This window comes from Cronobacter sp. HA18003 (genome assembly GCF_011605905.1).
Taxonomy (GTDB): Bacteria; Pseudomonadota; Gammaproteobacteria; order Enterobacterales; family Enterobacteriaceae; genus Cronobacter; species Cronobacter sakazakii.
This window is the reverse complement of sequence record NZ_JAANQO010000029.1, coordinates 68707-89251: the sequence shown is the minus strand read 5'-3', so window position 1 is coordinate 89251 and position 20545 is coordinate 68707. Positions and strand designations below refer to the sequence as shown.

The following is a 20545-nucleotide window of genomic DNA, read 5'->3' as shown; positions in this document are numbered from 1 at the left end:
TTGCCTGGCGGCTGTAGCGCGGTGGTCCCACCTGACCCCATGCCGAACTCAGAAGTGAAACGCCGTAGCGCCGATGGTAGTGTGGGGCCTCCCCATGCGAGAGTAGGGAACTGCCAGGCATCAAATTAAGCAGTAAGCCGGAACGATAATCCGGTGGTGTGAAGAAATTCGGTGGAGCGGTAGTTCAGTCGGTTAGAATACCTGCCTGTCACGCAGGGGGTCGCGGGTTCGAGTCCCGTCCGTTCCGCCACCCTATTTAGGGGCGTAGTTCAATTGGTAGAGCACCGGTCTCCAAAACCGGGTGTTGGGGGTTCGAGTCCCTCCGCCCCTGCCAGAAATTATCCTTAGCTTCGGCTAAGGATTTTTTTTATCTTTTTTCCGCACAATATCCCCCTTCTGCCCGATCTTTCCTTTGCAATTAATCGCAGAACGCTAAGCAATAACTGGGATCTTTAAGAGATCTTTTATGCTATTGTTTTTATCACTGTTCTGCAGCCAGATAGCATAAAGTGGACGAGATAGCGTTGCGCTATCCACCACCGGATGTAAATCACTTTTCTCTTTGACCCAATTCACCGGTAACCAGGTACAGCCGTGTAGCTCCGGCAGCATTTTTCTGGCGATATCAGCGGAGCTGGTTGTCAGTACGGGAATATCTTCTGGCGTAACTAACCCTGCTTCGTGCTGCTGAAAGTCAGGCCCCCATTCAAGTCGTAAATAATGAAGACTACTTTTACTCTGATCTGGCAGCGCGCAGTAAAGGCCTAACGCAAAATGTCCCAGTAGCTGGCTGGAGAATTCATCCATTTTGGGTGCTTCAGTAGTAATAAGCAGGTCTAACTGACGCTCATGCAACTGTTTCACCAGAGACTGACGCTGGGCGATACGTGCTTCAAACTGCATTCCACTCTTTTCCAGATAAAGCCTTGTCAGCCACCCTGAGAGCATACATTCCCAGAGCGATGCGCTGGCACCAATAGAGAAGAGATTATGCCGTGATGTCTGCGCAACATCTTTGCGTGCAGTCTGCCAGATATTCATCAGGTTTTCGGCATACGGTAAAAGCCTTTCGCCCGCAGCCGTCAGGCGTATGTTATTGCGATGACGAGTAAAAAGATTAACACCCAGTTGGTTTTCCAGCTGACGGATGCGAAAGCTCACCGCTGACTGCGTCAGGTACAGCGCTTCGGCCGCTCTGCCAAAATGGCGCGTTCGGCTGACTTCAAGAAAGGTTTTCAGCAAGTCGGTATCCACATCCTTCTCCACAAAAAAATTTGTCGTAATGATTTAAATGTTTTGTTTTACACTCTGTCAAGCGTAACTAATACTCCGCGCCATAAATAGCTCGGCCAAGAGAATTAGGAGCGTGTAGGATGGCGGAAAGCTTTACGACGACTAATCGATTTTTCGACAACAAATATTATCCGCGCGGGTTCTCTCGCCATGGCGATTTCACCATTAAAGAAGCACAGCTGCTTGAGCGTCACGGCTATGCCTTTAATGAACTGGATCTCGGCAAGCGTGAGCCTGTGACTGCTGAAGAAAAACAGTTTGTTGAAGTCTGTCGCGGTATTCGCGAACCTGCTACTGAAGCAGAACGCGTGTGGTCTAAATACATGACCCGCATCAAACGTCCCAAGCGTTTCCATACCCTGTCCGGCGGTAAGCCGCAAATGGAAGGGATGGACGATTTCGTAGAGACGGATGACTAATTACTCATGGGGCGTAAGCCCCATCGTTTTATGTATCGCTTGCTGTCTGCGTAGGGGGGCTGAAAGTTTTCATGCGCGCTACGCCATCATGTTTTGTAAATGCGCCAGCATCCTGTCTATTGCACGATAGCTCAGTGCCTCCTGAAGATGCTCACGACCAATCCATTGTTTCTGTTCACAATCTGCAATCGTGCGTGCCACTTTAAGTAAACGCTGCCAGGCGCGAACCGACAACCCCAGTTTGATTAATGCTGCCTCCAGCCACTGCGCGTCCTCCGGACTAATCACACAAAACTGACGTATTTCCCGGTTATCCAGCATGGCATTGAGTTTTCCCTGACGTGCAAGCTGACGTTCTCTGCTAACAATGACTCGTTCCCTTACTTGCGCGCTGCTTTCACCGGTCTGTCCTGCCTGGCTAAGCATACCTGGCGGGGGAAGCGGGATTTCAAGGGAGAGATCAAACCTGTCAAGAAATGGCCCGGAAAGCCGCCCAAGATAGCGCAGCGTTTGCTCCGGTGAGCAGCGATTGTGATTGCCTTTGTAGTGCCCTGTCGGACTTGGATTCATGGCAGCAATAAGCTGAAAACGCGCGGGATAGGTTAATTTCGCCCTGGTTCGTGAAAGATGGATTTGCCCTGATTCAATCGGCTCGCGTAAAGCATCCAGTACGCGACGTTCAAACTCAGGTAACTCATCCAGAAAAAGCACGCCATTATGGGCAAGTGAGATCTCTCCTGGCGCAGGAATTGCTCCTCCGCCCACCATGGCGTTAAGCGATGCGCTATGGTGAGGGGCCCTGAATGGACGCTGACGCCATTGATGGTGTAAAGAGACGGGGTTGACCAGGCTGAGTATAGCAGCGCTCTCCAGCGCCTCCTGGTCGCTCAGAGGCGGCAGTAAACCATTGAGCCTACTGGCAAGCATGGTTTTACCTGTACCAGGAGGCCCAATAAAAAGCAGGTTATGTCCACCCGCTGCGGTTAACTCAAGCGCGCGCTTTCCCTGTGGTTGACCGATAACCTCGCCCAGATCTCCCGCCGGCTCTCTGAATTCAAAGCCGGATGGCTCAGCGCATTCCAGCTGTGTTTTTCCTTCCAGGAAGGCGCAGACCTCCTGTAGATGATAAGCCACAAGGCAACCCTCTTTATTGATGAGTCCTACTTCAGGGCCATTATCAGGCGCGACGATAATTTTCCTTTTACAACCCAGAGCCTCGATGGCGGCTGAAATTGCGCCGGGAACGCCTCTCAGCGCGCCTGTAAGCGCCAGCTCACCTACAAATTCATATTCACCAAGATGGGATGCGCTCAATTGCTCAGAGGCGGCCAGAAGCGCGATGGCGATAGGTAGATCATATCGCCCACCTTCTTTAGGTAGATCCGCCGGTGCCAGATTGATGGTTATCTTTTTAGCCGGAAATTCATAACCGCTATTGATAAGCGCGCTGCGTACGCGATCTCTGGCTTCTTTAACGGTGGTTTCCGGTAAGCCGACAATAGTCAGGCCGGGCAGCCCGGCGCTGATATGTACTTCAACTGTCACGAGCGGCGCCTTAACCCCAAGCGCAGCGCGGGTATGAATAACTGATAACGACATAACACCTCCTGAGAGCAAAATCATCGTCAGAATGAGGTGCCATATCGAGTTAAATTTCGTGTTTTTTCGGTGCAGATAGCAACCTTTTAGCGTAAAAAATTGCACATTCTCAATTTGCACGAGACGTCTCGCAAAAGCGTAATCACCCTTCGAAAAGGCATTGCGCTTATCATTGCGATGGCGAAAAATCCTGAAAAATTTTCAATGCGCGTTACCGGTTGATTACGCTGGGTTTTAATAGATTTGCTGAATGTATTGCAGTGTCACGTCATAAATATTTCTTGTCACAGCTTTGTTCTCTGTGATAACTCTTTAGGTATTCCTTCGAAAATGACGTAAGTGCATACAGAAATGACAACCCTTCTACTAGTGATTAGCCTGGTCGTGATTAGCGTGGTGGTGATTATTAACCCACCGTGCGGGGCTGCACTCGGAAGAAGAAAGGCTTAGAAATCAAGCCTGAATCATCGAAAACCCCCGCACCGAAAGGTCCGGGGGTTTTTTTATGACCTAAAACTTAAGCGAGGAACAGAGAATGAGTAGTAGCATAAAATTCTGTTGTCCGCATTGTAAGGCGGGGAACTAACTATGAATGGTGCGCAGTGGGTGGTACATGCTTTGCGAGCTCAGGGAGTGGATACCGTATTTGGCTATCCGGGCGGGGCGATAATGCCGGTTTATGATGCGTTATACGACGGCGGCGTGGAACACCTACTGTGTCGGCATGAGCAGGGCGCAGCAATGGCGGCCATCGGTTATGCGCGGGCCACCGGTAAAACCGGCGTATGTATTGCTACTTCCGGCCCGGGCGCGACCAACCTGATAACAGGCCTTGCGGATGCGCTGCTGGATTCGGTTCCCGTTGTGGCTATCACCGGCCAGGTCGCGGCGCCGCTTATCGGTACCGATGCCTTTCAGGAAGTTGACATACTCGGTCTGTCGCTTGCCTGCACCAAACACAGCTTCCTCGTAACGTCTCTGGACGAGCTGCCAGAAATCATGTCCCAGGCTTTTCATCTGGCGAATTCGGGGCGGCCAGGCCCGGTACTGATCGATATTCCTAAAGATATTCAGCTGGCAAGCGGTGAGCTTGAGCCGTGGCTTTCCAGTGTTGAAGACACGTTTGCCGTACCGCAGGCGGAGCTTGAGCAGGCTCGTGCATTGCTGAGCCTGGCTGAAAAGCCCATGCTCTATGTCGGCGGTGGCGTCGGCATGGCGCAGGCGGTGCCTGCGCTGCGCGAATTTATGGCGCAAACGCAAATCCCTTGCGCGGTCACGCTGAAAGGGCTTGGCGCTGTAGAAGCGAGCTATCCGTGGTATGTCGGCATGCTGGGTATGCACGGTACTAAAGCCGCGAACCTGGCGGTGCAGGAGTGCGATTTGCTGATAGCGGTTGGCGCACGCTTTGACGATCGCGTCACCGGCAAGCTCAATACTTTTGCTCCCCACGCCAAAGTTATCCATATGGATATCGATCCGGCGGAACTGAATAAGCTGCGTCAGGCGCACGTAGGGCTGCAGGGTGACCTCAATGCATTATTACCCGCGCTGCAACGTCCGATGGCTATCGATGCGTGGCGCGATCGCGTCGCCGCGCTGCGACACGATCATGACTGGCGTTACGATCATCCGGGTGAGGGCATTTTCGCCCCGCTGTTGTTAAAGCAGCTCTCGGACCGCAAGCCGGTAAACAGCGTGGTGACCACCGATGTAGGCCAGCATCAAATGTGGGCGGCGCAGCACATGCGCTTCAGCCGCCCGGAAAATTTCATCACTTCCAGCGGTCTCGGCACAATGGGGTTTGGCCTGCCAGCCGCTGTAGGCGCGCAGGTGGCTCGCCCTGGCGATACCGTTATCTGTGTAACCGGTGACGGCTCCTTCATGATGAATATTCAGGAGCTGGGCACCGTGAAACGCAAGCAGCTGCCGCTCAAAATCGTTCTGCTGGATAACCAGCGTCTGGGAATGGTGCGCCAGTGGCAGCAGCTTTTCTTCTCGGAGCGGTACAGTGAAACAAATCTGTCTGATAACCCTGATTTTCTGACGCTGGCCAGCGCCTTTGGTATTGCCGGTCAGCGCATCACTCGTAAAGACCAGGTGGCAGCCGCGCTGGAGACCATGTTCAACAGCGAAGGTCCCTACTTGCTGCACGTTTCAATCGATGAAGCTGAAAACGTCTGGCCTCTGGTGCCTCCTGGCGCCAGCAACTCACAAATGCTGGAGAAAATATCATGATGCAACATCAACTCGCCGTACAGGCTCGCTTTCGCCCGGAAACCCTGGAACGTGTGTTACGCGTGGTGCGTCACCGTGGTTTTCAAATCTGCGCCATGAATATGGCGACTGGCGCTAATGCGGAAAATATAAATATTGAGCTGACCGTTGCCAGCCCTCGCCCAGTCGAATTACTGTTTAGTCAGCTAAGCAAACTGGTCGATGTCGCATGCGTCGAGATCCAGCAACCCACATCACAACAAATCCGCGCCTGAGCGCAAAAGGAAGAAGAAAAATGACGACGAAAAAAGCTGATTACATTTGGTTCAACGGCGAGATGGTTCCCTGGGGCGAGGCGAAAGTTCACGTCATGTCTCATGCGTTGCACTACGGTACATCAGTCTTTGAAGGGATCCGCTGCTACGACTCGCACAAAGGGCCGGTGGTATTCCGCCATCGTGAACATATGCAGCGCCTGCGTGATTCTGCCAAGATTTACCGCTTCCCGGTTAGCCAGTCTGTTGATGAGTTAATGGAAGCCTGCCGTCAGGTCATTCGCGAAAACAAACTCACCAGCGCGTACATCCGCCCGCTGGTGTTTGTTGGCGATGTCGGCATGGGCGTAAACCCGCCAGAAGGCTATAAGACAGACGTCATTATCGCTGCGTTCCCGTGGGGCGCGTATCTGGGTGCGGAAGCGCTGGATCAGGGCATCGACGCGATGGTTTCTTCCTGGAACCGCGCGGCACCTAATACCATTCCAACCGCCGCCAAAGCGGGCGGTAACTACCTTTCCTCTCTGTTGGTTGGCAGCGAAGCGCGTCGTCACGGTTATCAGGAAGGTATCGCGCTGGACGTTCACGGCTATATCTCAGAAGGCGCAGGCGAAAACCTGTTTGAAGTGAAAGATGGCGTCATTTACACCCCGCCGTTTACGTCTTCCGCGCTGCCAGGCATTACCCGTGACGCCATCATCAAGCTTGCCAAAGATATGGGCATCGAAGTCCGTGAGCAGGTGCTTTCCCGTGAATCCCTATACCTGGCGGATGAAGTGTTTATGTCCGGCACGGCGGCGGAAATTACACCAGTGCGCAGCGTAGACGGCATTCAGGTAGGCGAAGGCCGCTGTGGTCCGGTCACCAAACGCGTTCAGCAGGCATTCTTTGGCCTGTTCACCGGCGAGACCGAAGATAAATGGGGCTGGCTGGACCAGGTTAACCCGTAAGCACAATAACACCTGCACGGGCGGCCTGAGCCGCCCGGCTTTTGTAGAGACTGGAGTGAAAAGCATGCCTAAGTACCGTTCTGCCACCACCACGCACGGCCGCAATATGGCGGGTGCCCGCGCCTTATGGCGCGCCACGGGGATGACCGATGCCGATTTCGGCAAGCCAATTATCGCGGTTGTGAACTCTTTTACTCAGTTTGTGCCGGGCCATGTGCATCTGCGCGATCTGGGCAAACTGGTTGCGGAGCAAATTGAGGCGGCTGGCGGTGTGGCGAAGGAGTTCAATACCATCGCGGTGGATGACGGTATCGCCATGGGACATGGCGGCATGCTCTATTCACTGCCGTCTCGCGAGCTGATTGCCGACTCCGTTGAATATATGGTGAACGCCCACTGTGCGGACGCCATGGTGTGTATCTCCAACTGCGACAAAATTACCCCAGGGATGCTGATGGCCTCCCTGCGTCTGAACATTCCGGTGATTTTTGTCTCCGGCGGTCCGATGGAAGCCGGTAAAACCAAACTTTCCGATCAGATAATCAAACTCGATCTGGTCGATGCGATGATTCAGGGGGCGAACCCGCATGTCAGCGACGAGCAGAGCGACCAGGTAGAACGCTCTGCCTGCCCGACCTGCGGCTCCTGCTCCGGCATGTTCACCGCCAACTCCATGAACTGTCTGACCGAGGCGCTGGGCCTGTCGCAGCCGGGCAACGGCTCGCTGCTGGCGACCCATGCCGATCGTAAAGATCTCTTCATCAATGCGGGCAAACGCATCGTTTCGCTCACCAAACGCTACTACGAACAGGACGATGCCAGCGTGTTGCCGCGTAATATCGCGAGCAAAGCGGCGTTTGAAAACGCCATGACGCTTGATATCGCGATGGGCGGCTCCACCAATACCGTTTTGCATCTGCTGGCCGCGGCACAAGAGGCGGAAATCGACTTCACGATGAGCGACATCGACCGTCTCTCCCGCAAAGTGCCGCAGCTGTGCAAAGTCGCGCCCAGCACGCAGAAATACCATATGGAAGATGTTCACCGTGCGGGCGGGGTTATCGGCATTCTCGGCGAACTGGACCGCGCAGGTCTTCTGAACCGTGACGTGAATAACGTGCTGGGCCTGACGCTTTCGCAGACGCTTGAGCAGTACGACGTCATGCTCACACAGGATAGCGCGGTAAAAGAGATGTACCGTGCAGGCCCGGCAGGCATTCGCACCACGCAGGCGTTTTCGCAATCCTGCCGCTGGGATTCGCTGGACGATGACCGTCAGGACGGTTGCATCCGCTCGCTGGAACACGCTTACAGCCAGGACGGCGGCCTTGCCGTTCTGTATGGCAACTTCGCGGAAAATGGCTGCATCGTAAAAACGGCGGGTGTTGATGAAGGCAGCTTGGTATTCCGCGGCCCGGCGAAAGTCTATGAAAGCCAGGACGATGCAGTAGAAGCCATCCTCGGCGGTAAAGTCGTCGCGGGCGATGTCGTGGTGATCCGCTACGAAGGGCCGAAAGGCGGGCCGGGTATGCAGGAGATGCTCTACCCGACCAGTTTTCTGAAATCGATGGGCCTCGGTAAAGCCTGCGCGCTTATCACGGATGGCCGCTTCTCTGGCGGTACGTCCGGGCTTTCTATCGGTCACGTCTCGCCAGAGGCCGCGAGCGGCGGCAACATCGCGCTGATTGAAGACGGCGATATGATTGCGATTGATATCCCGAATCGTGGCATTCAGCTTGAAGTGAGCGATCAAGAGCTTGCCGCGCGTCGTGAAGCGCAAGAGGCCCGGGGCGCAGATGCCTGGACGCCGCGTAACCGTGAGCGTCAGGTTTCCTTCGCGCTGCGCGCTTATGCAAGCCTTGCCACGAGTGCCGATAAAGGCGCGGTACGCGATAAATCGAAGCTGGGAGGCTGATGATGGCCGAGTCGCAACCCCTTTCTGCCGCCCCCTGCGGGGCGGAATATCTGCGCGCTGTGCTGCGCTCTCCGGTCTATGAAGTGGCGCAGGTCACGCCGCTGCAAAAGATGGAGAAGCTGTCGGCACGGTTAAATAATGTGGTGCTGGTGAAGCGCGAAGATCGTCAACCGGTGCACAGCTTTAAGCTGCGCGGCGCTTACGCCATGATGGCGAATCTCACCGGCGAGCAGAAAGCGCGTGGCGTGATTACCGCTTCTGCGGGCAACCATGCGCAGGGCGTAGCGCTTTCGGCATCGCGTCTGGGTATTAAATCGCTCATCGTCATGCCGATCACCACGGCGGATATCAAAGTGGATGCGGTACGCGGCTTTGGCGGCGAAGTATTACTGCATGGGGCGAATTTCGACGAGGCGAAAGCCCATGCGATTTCCCTTTCGCAGCAGCAGGGCTTTACTTATGTGCCGCCGTTCGATCACCCGGCCGTGATCGCCGGGCAGGGCACGCTGGCGCTGGAGTTGCTCCAGCAGGATGCGCATATCGATCGCGTCTTTGTGCCGGTCGGCGGTGGCGGTCTCGCAGCAGGCGTCGCGGTGTTGATCAAACAACTCATGCCGCAGATCAAAGTGATCGCCGTCGAAGCGGCTGATTCCGCCTGCCTGAAAGCGGCGCTGGAGGCCGGCCAGCCAGTTGACTTGCCGCGCGTCGGGCTTTTCGCGGAAGGCGTGGCGGTGAAACGCATCGGCGACGAGACGTTCCGTGTGTGTCAGGAGTATCTCGACGACATCATCACCGTCGATAGCGACGCTATCTGCGCGGCGATGAAAGATCTGTTTGAAGATGTTCGTGCGGTGGCGGAGCCTTCCGGCGCGCTGGCGCTGGCGGGTATGAAAAAGTACGTCGCGCAGCATGATATTCGCGGCGAGCGTCTGGCGCATGTGCTATCCGGTGCTAACGTGAACTTCCACGGGCTGCGTTATGTCTCTGAACGCTGCGAGCTTGGCGAACAGCGCGAGGCGCTGCTGGCGGTGACGATCCCGGAGGAGAAAGGCAGCTTCCTGAAATTCTGCCAGTTACTCGGCGGACGTGCGGTCACGGAGTTCAACTACCGTTTTGCTGACGCCAAAGACGCCTGCATTTTTGTCGGTGTGCGAATCAGCCGCGGTATGGAAGAGCGGCATGAGATCATTGAGCAACTCACCCGCGATGGTTATGGCGTGGTGGATCTCTCGGATGACGAAATGGCGAAGCTGCATGTGCGCTACATGGTCGGCGGGCGCCCTTCGCGGCCACTGCGCGAGCGGCTGTACAGTTTCGAATTCCCGGAGGCGCCGGGCGCGCTGCTGCGTTTTCTGCACACGCTCGGTACGCACTGGAACATTTCGCTGTTCCACTACCGCAGCCACGGCACTGACTATGGTCGTGTGCTGGCTGCCTTTGAGCTTGGCGAGCATGAGCCGGATTTCGAAACCCGGCTCAACGAACTCGGCTATGAATGCCACGACGAAACTGGCAACCCGGCGTTTCGTTTTTTTCTGGCAGGTTAACGATAGCCCGGCAGAAGTTTCCAGAAGGCTTCAACAAGCGGCTCATGCAGCCGCTTTTTTTGTGCGCAGACGCCAAGCTCGAACGGCGTTTTTTCATCGCTGCGCTCAAGTATCAGCACGCGATTACGTACCGGTTCGGGGCTATTTTCCAGCACGACTTCGGGTATCAGCGCCACGCCGCAGCCCAGCGCGACCATCGATACCATCGCTTCGTGGCCGGCAACGGTGGCGTAAATAAACGGATTGCTGATTTTATGGCGGCGAAACCACAGCTCTATGCGCCGCCGCACCGGGCCCTGATCCGGCATGATAAACGGCACTTTCGTCCAGTCCGGCTCTGGTGCGGAAACCTGTGCGCGTACCGGACACGGCAGTGCTGGCGCTATCAGCACCACGCTGAGATTCTCCAGCATTGAAAACGCGACGGCCGCGGGGAGCGCTTCCGGTTTACCTGCGATAGCGATATCAGCCTCGCCAGAATTGACCTTTTCCACGGCGTCGGCAGCGTCGCCCGTTGTCAGCTTAATTTCCACCGAAGGATGCTCTGCGCGAAAGCGATCGAGAATCGGCGGCAGATGGCTGTACGCCGCCGTGACCGAGCAAAACAGGTGCAGTTCGCCTGAGAGCGTCGGCCCCTGCTGATCGATAGCGTGGCGCAACTGCTGGTATTGCAGCAGCGTCTGCTGCGCGAACTGGCGCAGCGCGTCGCCTGCTTCGGTCAGCGTGACGGCGCGGTTATCGCGGATAAACAGCGGCTGGCCCAGATCTTCTTCAAGCCGCTGGATCTGGCGCGACAAGGTCGAGGGGCTGACATGCATAGCCCGCGCACTACGGCCAAAATGGCGGCTTTCTGCCAGATGCAGGAACATTTTCAGATCGCGTAAATCCACAGAAGCGGCTCCCTAAAATACGTTGCATAAAACGCAATGTGACGTTGTTAATATATCAATTTCCGCAACGAATTTCCTGTCATATAGTGGTTTTACGCTGTTTCAGGACACAAGGATGAGAGCTTTCTCTGACCGGGCTCGCAACCCTGCGGCACAAGGCTCGCGAAAACGTCGCCTTCCTGTAACCTGAAATCTGTACCGTCGCTTTTGACGACGCGATAAACAAACAATAAGACACGACAACATCACGAGGTATCACCATGGCTAACTACTTCAATACTTTGAATTTGCGTCAGCAGCTGGCGCAACTGGGCAAATGCCGTTTTATGGCGCGCGATGAGTTCGCCGACGGCGCAGGCTACCTCAAAGGTAAAAAAGTAGTCATCGTGGGTTGCGGCGCGCAGGGGCTCAACCAGGGGCTGAACATGCGTGATTCCGGTCTGGATGTTTCCTATGCACTGCGTAAAGAAGCCATTGCCGAGAAGCGCGCCTCCTGGCGCAAGGCGACGGAAAATGGTTTTCAGGTTGGCACTTATGAAGAGCTGATCCCGCAGGCGGATCTGGTCGTTAACCTGACGCCGGACAAACAGCACTCTGATGTTGTACGCGCCGTGCAGCCGCTGATGAAAGACGGTGCCGCGCTGGGTTACTCCCACGGCTTTAACATCGTTGAAGTAGGCGAGCAGATCCGTAAAGACATCACCGTCGTGATGGTAGCGCCGAAATGTCCGGGCACCGAGGTGCGTGAAGAGTACAAACGTGGTTTCGGCGTGCCGACGCTTATCGCGGTACACCCGGAAAACGATCCGAAGGGCGAGGGCATGGCGATTGCCAAAGCGTGGGCCGCGGCCACCGGCGGTCACCGCGCAGGCGTGCTGGAGTCTTCGTTCGTGGCGGAAGTGAAATCTGACCTGATGGGCGAGCAGACCATTCTGTGCGGTATGTTGCAGGCCGGTTCTCTGCTGTGCTTCGACAAGCTGGTGGAAGAGGGCACAGACCCGGCGTATGCGGAAAAACTGATTCAGTTCGGCTGGGAAACCATCACCGAAGCGCTGAAACAGGGCGGGATCACGCTGATGATGGATCGCCTCTCTAACCCGGCGAAACTGCGCGCTTATGCGCTCTCCGAACAGCTGAAAACCATTATGGCGCCGCTGTTCCAGAAACACATGGACGACATTATCTCCGGTGAATTCTCTTCCGGCATGATGGCGGATTGGGCGAATGACGATAAGAAGCTGCTGACCTGGCGCGAAGAGACCGGCAAAACCGCGTTTGAGAATGCGCCGCAGTATGAAGGCAAAATCAGCGAGCAGGAGTATTTCGATAAAGGCGTGTTGATGATCGCGATGGTGAAAGCGGGCGTTGAGCTGGCGTTTGAAACCATGGTCGCTGCGGGCATTATTGAAGAGTCAGCTTATTATGAGTCTCTGCATGAGCTGCCGCTGATTGCCAACACCATCGCCCGTAAGCGTTTGTATGAAATGAACGTGGTTATCTCTGACACCGCGGAATATGGAAACTATCTGTTTGCTAACGCAGCCGTTCCGCTGCTGAAAGAATTTATGACCAAACTGCAGCCGGGCGATCTGGGTAAAGCCGTAGAAGGCACCGCGGTGGATAACGCGCAGCTGCGCGACGTTAACGATGCGATTCGCAGCCACGAGATCGAAAAAGTGGGGCAGAAGCTGCGCGGTTATATGACCGACATGAAGCGTATCGCAGTCGCAGGCTAATCGGCACTATCAAAAGGTGGAGGCGTTTCACTTACCCACCCTACATACGGTTAAACGTGGTTTTGTCAGGCGGCTAAGTACCGCGCACCTGCCACAGGCGTGGCCATCAAAAGGTGGGTGCGTTTCACTTACCGACCCTACGTACGGTTAAACGTGGTTTTGTAGGGCGGGTAAGCCCTGCGCACCCGCCGCCAGCGTTTTGAAGTAGTGGCGTTAACGTAGTTTCGTAGGGCGGGTAAGCGTCGCGCACCCGCCGTGACGCAAAGAGACGTTCCCTGCCATCAACGCCAGAAAAAAGGCCTTCTCTTTGAGAAGGCCTTTTTATCAGTTACGGTACAGCACCTTGATAATGTGGTAGCCAAACTGCGTATGCAGCGGGCCGGTCGGCTCCAGCACCGGGCAGGAAAACACCACTTTATCGAAAGCCGGCACCATCTGGCCCTGGCGGAATTCGCCTAAATGGCCGCCTTTTTTGCCCGACGGGCAAATGGAGTGTTTCTTAGCCAGCTTTTCAAAATCGCCGCCGTTTTTAATTTGCTCCAGCAGATCCAGTGCCAGTTTTTCTTCTTTAACAAGGATATGCAGTGCTGCTGCTGTTTTTGCCATGATCGTGCCTTGAGTGGGGTTGATAACGCTGGCTATACTACCACGCGTTTTTCTCCCTTCGTACTGTCGTACCTGCTGTGGGGAGCCGCTTTCTCCTCTGACTTTCACTGAGTAATTTATGCGTCTGAACCCCGCCCAACAACAAGCCGTCGAATTCGTCACTGGCCCCTGCCTGGTGCTGGCGGGCGCTGGCTCCGGTAAAACCCGCGTTATCACCAACAAAATCGCGCACCTCATCCGCGGCTGTGGCTATCAGGCGCGTCATATCGCGGCGGTTACTTTTACCAACAAAGCCGCGCGTGAGATGAAAGAGCGTGTGGCACAGACGCTGGGGCGCAAAGAAGCACGTGGCCTGATGATTTCAACATTCCACACGCTGGGCCTGGAAATCATCAAGCGTGAGTATGCGGCGCTGGGCATGAAATCCAATTTTTCGCTGTTTGACGATACCGATCAGATGGCGCTTATCAAAGAACTGACCGAAGGGCTGGTCGAAAACGATAAGGTGCTGTTACAGCAACTGATCTCCACGATCTCGAACTGGAAAAACGATCTGCTAAGCCCGCCGCAGGCCGCCGCGCGCGCTATCGGCGAGCGCGAGCGCATTTTCGCGCATTGCTACAGCCTTTACGACGCCCATCTGAAAGCCTGCAATGTGCTCGATTTTGACGATCTGATCCTGCTGCCGACATTGCTGTTGCAGCGTAATGAAGAAGTGCGTGAACGCTGGCAGAATCGCATTCGTTACCTGCTGGTGGATGAATATCAGGACACCAACACCAGCCAGTATGAGCTGGTAAAACTGCTGGTGGGCAGCCGCGCGCGCTTTACGGTGGTGGGTGACGATGACCAGTCGATTTACTCCTGGCGCGGCGCTCGCCCGCAAAACCTGGTGCTGTTAAGCCAGGATTTCCCGGCGCTCCAGGTGATTAAGCTTGAACAGAATTACCGATCTTCCGGGCGCATTCTGAAAGCCGCCAACATTCTTATCGCCAATAACCCGCACGTCTTCGAGAAAAAACTCTTTTCCGAGCTGGGCTACGGCACCGAGCTGAAAGTGCTGACTGCCAATCATGAAGATCATGAGGCGGAGCGCGTTACCGGCGAGCTTATCGCGCATCACTTTATTAATAAGACCCAGTACAAGGATTACGCCATCCTGTATCGCGGCAACCATCAGTCGCGCGTATTTGAAAAGATGCTGATGCAAAACCGCATCCCGTATCGTATTTCCGGCGGTACGTCGTTCTTCTCGCGCCCGGAAATCAAAGATTTGCTGGCCTATCTGCGCGTGCTGACCAACCCGGACGACGACAGCGCCTTTCTGCGCATCGTGAACACGCCGAAACGCGAAATCGGCCCGGCGACGCTGCAAAAACTCGGCGAGTGGGCGAATCAGCGTAATAAAAGTTTGTTCACCGCCAGTTTTGATATGGGCCTTGCCCAGACGCTGACCGGGCGCGGTTACGAATCGCTGACGCGCTTCACAAGCTGGCTGCAGGAAGTGGCCGTGCTGTCTGAGCGTGAACCGGTGGCGGCGGTACGCGATCTCATTCGCGGCATCGATTACGAAGCCTGGCTGTTTGAAACTTCGCCCAGCCCGAAAGCGGCGGAGATGCGCATGAAGAACGTTAATCAGCTCTTTAGCTGGATGACCGAGATGCTCGAAGGCACCGATCTCGACGAACCGATGACGCTGACGCAGGTGGTCACGCGCTTTACGCTGCGCGACATGATGGAGCGCGGCGAAAGCGATGAAGAGCTCGACCAGGTACAGCTCATGACGCTGCACGCCTCGAAAGGACTGGAATTCCCGTATGTGTTTCTGGTCGGTATGGAAGAGGGGTTGCTGCCGCATCAGAGCAGCATTGATGAAGACAATATCGACGAAGAGCGGCGTCTCGCCTACGTGGGCATCACGCGCGCCCAGAAAGAGCTGACCTTTACGCTGTGCAAAGAGCGCCGTCAGTATGGCGAGCTGGTACGTCCTGAGCCGAGCCGCTTTCTGCTCGAACTCCCTCAGGACGACTTACACTGGGAGACCGAGCGCAAAGTGGTGACGCCGCAGGAGCGGATGCAAAAAGGCCAGGCAAATGTCGCGAACATTAAAGCGATGCTGGCGAAAGCGCGCGGCGGATAAGGCGTTACCCATCGGGCTGACAGTAAAAAACCGCCCCTGGAGGCGGTTTTTTATGCACTAAACGTTACTTAACGTCGAGCTGCCAGTGTACGTAGCTCTGCCAGAGCTGTTCCTGCTCTAACATCTCCGCGCCCAGCGGGTGAACGGAAAGCCAGTCCTGCGGGAGCGATGCGGTGAGCGTGTCGTCATGCGCGGTGAGCGTAACGTCAGGCAGCATGTCGTCGCGCCGACGGCTGGCGAAAATAATCGCCAGACGCAGCAACCGGCACAGACGCTCGGCCACGCGCAGCGGGACGGCGTTTTGCTGTTGCAGCGCCGGGAGATCGACCGTACCGGTCTGGTTCAGCAAGAGCGTCGCCAGCAGCTTTTTCTGCGCGGGCGTAAACCCTGGCAAATCCAGGTTATTCACCAGATAAGCGGCGTGCTGGGGCGCGCGTTTGAAATCGACCGCCAGGCCCACTTCATGCAGTAAGCTGGCGCTGTGCAGCAGCGCACGGCTGAGATCGTCAAGCGCCCATTCACGTTCAACGCTGACGGCAAAACGTTCCGCCAGCTGCGCCACGCGCCCGGCCTGGGCGATATCCACCATGAAACGCCGCTGAATGTTTTTCAGCGTGCGGTTGCGAATATCCTGATCCACCGCAAGATGCAGCATGCCGTACACCAGCCCTTCGCGCAGCGCGCCGCCGGCAAGCGTCATACACTCGATTTCCAGCTCGCTAAAAATCGCGATAAGAATGGCGAGGCCGCTTGGGAAAACGAGTGCGCGCTCAAGCGTCAGGCCCTCGATCTCAAGCTCCTCCAGGCGACCGCAGTGGATAGCGCGCGCCTTGAGCTGCTGAAGTTTCGCAAGCGTAATGCGCTCGTCCATTCCCTGCGCCATCATGATTTCCTGCAGCGCCTGTACGGTGCCGGAGGCCCCGACGCAGATCTTCCAGCCCTGACCGCGCAGCTGCGCGATAACCGGTTGCAGGATGTCGCGGGCGGCCTGTTCGGCGCTGGCGAAATGCTCCTGGGTGAGGCTGCGGTCGGTAAAGAAGCGCTCAAGGAAGGTCACGCAGCCCATTGGCAGGCTGAAGAGCGAGGTCGCGCGCGCGCCGGTGCCGGTGACAAGCTCTGTACTGGCACCGCCGATATCGACAACGAGACGCCTGTCAGCGCCGCCGGTGGTGTGCGCCACACCCTGATAGATCAGGCGGGCTTCTTCTTCACCGGCAATGACCTGGACGGGGCAGCCGAGGATCTCCTGGGCGCGGGCGACAAACACATCGGCATTAGTGGCAAGGCGCAGCGTCGCGGTGGCGACCACGCGGATTTGCGACGGGGGAATATCCTGAAGCCGTTCAGCAAACAGACGCAGACATTGCCAGCCGCGCTCCATGGCGTCCGCCGAGAGCGCATTGTCGGCACCGAGGCCCGCCGCGAGGCGGACCTTGCGTTTCACACGCGTGAGCGTCTGAATGCTCCCGGCCACCTCACGTACCACCAGCATATGAAAGCTGTTCGAACCGAGGTCGATTGCCGCATACAGTGAGGGCGTGCCGGGCATAGCGTTTATCCTGTACGACGACGGTTACGCGGCGCGCCGGAACGACGCGGGCCATTGCCGGTACGCGGACGCGACAGGCGCTTCGGCGGCGGCAGTTCGCTTAACAGCGCATCCGGGTTGTATTTACTCACCGGAATGGAGTGGCCGATATAGGTTTCAATCGCCGGGAGATTCAGCGCGTACTCTTCACAGGCAAGGCTGATGGAGTGGCCGCTGGCACCCGCGCGACCGGTACGGCCGATGCGATGCACATAGTCTTCGCAGTCGTCCGGCAGGTCGTAGTTGAAGACGTGCGTGACGGCAGGAATATGCAGGCCGCGCGCCGCGACGTCCGTTGCGACCAGGATATCGAGATCGCCGCGGGTGAATTCATCCAGAATACGCAGGCGTTTTTTCTGCGCCACGTCGCCAGTCAACAGGCCGACGCGATGACCGTCTGCCGCCAGATGGCCCCAGATGTCTTCACAGCGGTGTTTGGTATTCGCGAAAATAATGGCGCGATCCGGCCACTCTTCTTCGATAAGCGTCTGAAGCAAGCGCATTTTCTCTTCGTTAGACGGATAGAAAAGCTCTTCTTTAATACGGTGGCCCGTTTTCTGCTCCGGCTCGACTTCAACATATTCCGCGTTGTTCATCTGCTCAAACGCCAGTTCGCGCACGCGGTAAGAAAGCGTGGCGGAGAAGAGCATATTGAGACGCTCTGTGGCAGCCGGCATACGGCGGAACAGCCAGCGGATGTCTTTAATAAAGCCCAGATCGTACATGCGATCGGCTTCGTCGAGCACCACAACCTGAATAGCGCCCAGGTTAACGTGGTTTTGTTTGGTGTAATCGATAAGACGGCCGGTGGTGCCGATCAGAATATCGACGCCGCTTTCCAGCACTTTCAGTTGTTTATCGTAGCCGTCGCCGCCGTAGGCGAGACCAAGCTTAATGCCGGTGGCTTCAGCCAGCGGCTCTGCGTCGGAGTGAATCTGCACCGCCAGTTCGCGGGTCGGCGCCATAATCAGGGCGCGCGGTTGATTCACCTGGCGATTTTCCGCCGCAGGGTGAGAGAGTAAATAGTGAAACGTTGACGTTAAAAACGCCATCGTTTTGCCGGTACCGGTTTGCGCCTGCCCTGCCACGTCACGGCCCGCGAGCGTTAACGGGAGTGCCAGAGCCTGGATAGGGGTGCAGTTATAAAACCCTTTCTTCTCAAGGGCTTGAACTACAACAGGGTGCAGGGCGAAGTCGGAAAACTTCTGTTCAGTCAAGTGTGTTTTGCTCATAGTGTGGTAGAATATCAGCTAACTATTGCTTTACGAAAGCGTATCCGGTGAAATAAAGTCAACCTTATGTTGGTTAATGCTACACCAACATGACAGGCCTAATCTTTGGAGTAAAACATGAGCGATAAAATTATTCACCTGACTGACGACAGTTTCGACACGGATGTACTTAAAGCGGACGGGTTGACGCTGGTTGATTTCTGGGCAGAATGGTGTGGTCCGTGCAAGATGATCGCCCCTATCCTTGATGAAATCGCTGATGAATATCAGGGCAAACTGACGGTTGCCAAGCTGAACATCGACCAGAACCCGGGCACCGCGCCGAAATACGGCATCCGTGGTATCCCGACTCTGCTGCTGTTCAAGAACGGTGAAGTAGCGGCGACCAAAGTCGGTGCGCTGTCTAAAGGCCAACTGAAAGAGTTCCTCGACGCCAACCTGGCGTAATGGTTCCCCGCCGGGGCGATCACGGTTCCTAAATATTCAGGACCGCTGGACGCCCGGCTTCAGTCATGCTAACTTAATTTTTGACTTCAATTTAAACTTACCTTTTAGTTTGAATCTTGTAATACCCGACGCTTCCCGCCCGTGACAATGTCAATACCGAGACCGGTAGGCGAGAAGAGCATTAATTCCGGGACTTATCGCTCATTCCGTCTTGTCGTTTCAGTTCTGCGTTCCTTACCTGCAACCAGGCAACGAACAGACATGAGATGAAGCCCGTTAACAGGCATGGATGACCCTGCCATACCATTCACAACATTACGTTCGAGATTTACCCCGAGTTTAAGAACCCACCACTATGAATCTTACCGAATTAAAGAATACGCCGGTTTCTGAGCTGATTACTCTCGGCGAAAATATGGGACTGGAAAACCTGGCCCGCATGCGCAAACAGGATATTATTTTCGCCATCCTGAAGCAGCACGCGAAGAGTGGCGAAGATATCTTTGGCGACGGTGTGCTGGAGATATTGCAGGATGGCTTCGGCTTCCTCCGTTCTGCAGACAGCTCCTACCTCGCCGGTCCCGACGACATCTACGTTTCTCCCAGCCAAATCCGCCGTTTCAACCTCCGCACAGGGGATACCATCTCCGGTAAGATTCGTCCGCCGAAAGAAGGCGAGCGCTACTTCGCGCTGTTGAAAGTGAACGAAGTTAACTTCGATAAACCGGAAAACGCACGTAATAAGATCCTGTTCGAAAACTTAACGCCGCTGCACGCGAACTCGCGTCTGCGTATGGAGCGCGGCAACGGGTCGACTGAAGATTTGACCGCACGTGTCCTGGATCTGGCATCGCCTATTGGCCGCGGTCAGCGTGGTCTCATCGTGGCACCGCCGAAAGCCGGTAAAACCATGCTGCTGCAGAACATCGCGCAGAGCATCGCCTATAACCACCCGGACTGCGTGCTGATGGTACTGCTTATCGACGAACGTCCGGAAGAAGTGACCGAGATGCAGCGTCTGGTAAAAGGCGAAGTGGTTGCGTCCACGTTCGACGAACCGGCTTCCCGCCACGTTCAGGTTGCCGAGATGGTTATCGAGAAGGCCAAGCGCTTGGTTGAGCATAAAAAAGACGTTATCATTCTGCTCGACTCCATCACCCGTCTGGCGCGCGCTTACAACACCGTTGTGCCGGCCTCCGGTAAAGTGCTGACCGGTGGTGTAGACGCCAACGCCCTGCATCGTCCGAAACGTTTCTTCGGCGCGGCGCGTAACGTGGAAGAGGGCGGCAGCCTGACCATTATTGCGACTGCTCTGATTGATACCGGCTCTAAAATGGATGAAGTTATCTATGAAGAGTTTAAAGGCACCGGTAACATGGAACTGCATCTCTCCCGTAAGATCGCGGAAAAACGCGTCTTCCCGGCTATCGATTACAACCGTTCCGGTACCCGTAAAGAAGAGCTGCTGACGACGCAGGAAGAACTGCAGAAAATGTGGATCCTGCGTAAAATCATTCACCCAATGGGTGAGATTGATGCGATGGAATTCCTCATCAATAAACTGGCGATGACCAAAACTAACGACGAATTCTTCGATATGATGAAACGTTCGTAGTTAGCGGAAACTCGGGGAACGCCACGTCACGACGTGGCGTTTTTCTTTGTTGCTCTATACGATAGGCAACGGGCGTGAT

Annotated in this window: 17 protein-coding genes, 2 tRNA genes and 1 rRNA gene; 14 read left to right on the top strand and 6 right to left on the bottom strand. The window is 55.6% G+C overall.

Translation table 11 applies throughout. The annotated features are described in order from the left end of the window. The first annotated feature begins 3 nt into the window (after positions 1–3). The 3 genes from rrf to G6041_RS21270 all read left to right on the top strand — a co-directional run bounded on the left by rrf (position 4) and on the right by G6041_RS21270 (position 334). Positions 4–119, top strand: a 5S ribosomal RNA gene (gene rrf / locus G6041_RS21280). Positions 120–173: 54 nt separating this feature from the next. Continuing rightward, positions 174–250, top strand: a tRNA-Asp gene (locus G6041_RS21275). An 8-nt stretch (positions 251–258) separates the two neighbouring features. Continuing rightward, positions 259–334, top strand: a tRNA-Trp gene (locus tag G6041_RS21270). 98 nt (positions 335–432) lie between these two features. Here G6041_RS21270 and hdfR read toward each other — a convergent pair. Continuing rightward, a complete protein-coding gene (hdfR, locus tag G6041_RS21265) occupies positions 433–1266 on the bottom strand; it encodes an HTH-type transcriptional regulator HdfR (RefSeq protein ID WP_012126064.1) in 834 nt (277 codons plus the stop codon). 107 nt (positions 1267–1373) lie between these two features. Here hdfR and G6041_RS21260 point away from each other — a divergent pair, with 107 nt between their 5' ends. After that, on the top strand, positions 1374–1712 hold the full coding sequence (locus G6041_RS21260) for a DUF413 domain-containing protein (RefSeq protein ID WP_004387280.1): 339 nt from the start codon (positions 1374–1376) through the stop codon (positions 1710–1712). 78 nt (positions 1713–1790) lie between these two features. Here G6041_RS21260 and G6041_RS21255 read toward each other — a convergent pair whose 3' ends face one another. Continuing rightward, positions 1791–3311: a YifB family Mg chelatase-like AAA ATPase gene (locus G6041_RS21255; RefSeq protein WP_041460627.1), complete on the bottom strand. Its 1521-nt coding sequence runs from the start codon at positions 3309–3311 to the stop codon at positions 1791–1793. A 351-nt stretch (positions 3312–3662) separates the two neighbouring features. On the opposite strand from G6041_RS21255, the gene ilvL reads away from it, so the two are divergent. The 6 genes from ilvL to ilvA all read left to right on the top strand — a co-directional run bounded on the left by ilvL (position 3663) and on the right by ilvA (position 10212). Beyond that, positions 3663–3761, top strand: coding sequence for an ilv operon leader peptide (gene ilvL, locus G6041_RS21250; protein ID WP_071601137.1), 99 nt, complete (start codon positions 3663–3665; stop codon positions 3759–3761). Positions 3762–3899: 138 nt separating this feature from the next. Then, a complete protein-coding gene (gene ilvG / locus G6041_RS21245) occupies positions 3900–5546 on the top strand; it encodes an acetolactate synthase 2 catalytic subunit (RefSeq protein WP_012126062.1) in 1647 nt (548 codons plus the stop codon). Beyond that, positions 5543–5800, top strand: coding sequence for an acetolactate synthase 2 small subunit (gene ilvM / locus G6041_RS21240; protein ID WP_004387277.1), 258 nt, complete (start codon positions 5543–5545; stop codon positions 5798–5800). Before ilvG ends, ilvM begins: the two co-directional genes overlap by 4 nt. A gap of 20 nt (positions 5801–5820) precedes the next feature. Then, a complete protein-coding gene (locus G6041_RS21235; protein WP_004387276.1) occupies positions 5821–6750 on the top strand; it encodes a branched-chain amino acid transaminase in 930 nt (309 codons plus the stop codon). A 64-nt stretch (positions 6751–6814) separates the two neighbouring features. Next, a complete protein-coding gene (gene ilvD, locus G6041_RS21230; RefSeq protein WP_032988517.1) occupies positions 6815–8665 on the top strand; it encodes a dihydroxy-acid dehydratase in 1851 nt (616 codons plus the stop codon). A gap of 2 nt (positions 8666–8667) precedes the next feature. Then, positions 8668–10212, top strand: a complete 1545-nt coding sequence (gene ilvA, locus G6041_RS21225; protein WP_094301162.1) for a threonine ammonia-lyase, biosynthetic — start codon at positions 8668–8670, stop codon at positions 10210–10212. Here ilvA and ilvY read toward each other — a convergent pair. Continuing rightward, positions 10209–11102, bottom strand: coding sequence for an HTH-type transcriptional activator IlvY (gene ilvY, locus G6041_RS21220; protein WP_004387273.1), 894 nt, complete (start codon positions 11100–11102; stop codon positions 10209–10211). The two genes, ilvA and ilvY, sit on opposite strands and share 4 nt — an antisense overlap. A 260-nt stretch (positions 11103–11362) precedes the next feature. Between ilvY and ilvC the strand changes: the two genes are divergently transcribed. After that, complete coding sequence (ilvC, locus tag G6041_RS21215; protein WP_004387272.1) at positions 11363–12838, top strand: ketol-acid reductoisomerase; 1476 nt, start codon at positions 11363–11365, stop codon at positions 12836–12838. Between the two features lie 324 nt (positions 12839–13162). On the opposite strand, the gene ppiC is transcribed toward ilvC, so the two are convergent. Next, positions 13163–13444 (bottom strand): peptidylprolyl isomerase PpiC, encoded by a 282-nt coding sequence (gene ppiC, locus G6041_RS21210; protein ID WP_001140255.1) that lies wholly within the window; start codon positions 13442–13444, stop codon positions 13163–13165. A 118-nt stretch (positions 13445–13562) separates the two neighbouring features. Here ppiC and rep point away from each other — a divergent pair, with 118 nt between their 5' ends. Continuing rightward, positions 13563–15584: a DNA helicase Rep gene (gene rep, locus G6041_RS21205; protein WP_007892210.1), complete on the top strand. Its 2022-nt coding sequence runs from the start codon at positions 13563–13565 to the stop codon at positions 15582–15584. Between the two features lie 64 nt (positions 15585–15648). Here rep and gppA read toward each other — a convergent pair whose 3' ends face one another. Beyond that, positions 15649–17133: a guanosine-5'-triphosphate,3'-diphosphate diphosphatase gene (gene gppA, locus G6041_RS21200; RefSeq protein WP_012126057.1), complete on the bottom strand. Its 1485-nt coding sequence runs from the start codon at positions 17131–17133 to the stop codon at positions 15649–15651. Positions 17134–17138: 5 nt separating this feature from the next. Next, on the bottom strand, positions 17139–18404 hold the full coding sequence (gene rhlB / locus G6041_RS21195; protein ID WP_007872554.1) for an ATP-dependent RNA helicase RhlB: 1266 nt from the start codon (positions 18402–18404) through the stop codon (positions 17139–17141). Between the two features lie 117 nt (positions 18405–18521). On the opposite strand from rhlB, the gene trxA reads away from it, so the two are divergent. Both trxA and rho read left to right on the top strand, forming a co-directional pair. Continuing rightward, positions 18522–18851 (top strand): thioredoxin TrxA, encoded by a 330-nt coding sequence (gene trxA, locus G6041_RS21190; RefSeq protein WP_004386384.1) that lies wholly within the window; start codon positions 18522–18524, stop codon positions 18849–18851. A 355-nt stretch (positions 18852–19206) separates the two neighbouring features. Beyond that, positions 19207–20466, top strand: coding sequence for a transcription termination factor Rho (rho, locus tag G6041_RS21185; protein ID WP_004386383.1), 1260 nt, complete (start codon positions 19207–19209; stop codon positions 20464–20466). Positions 20467–20545 lie beyond the last annotated feature (79 nt).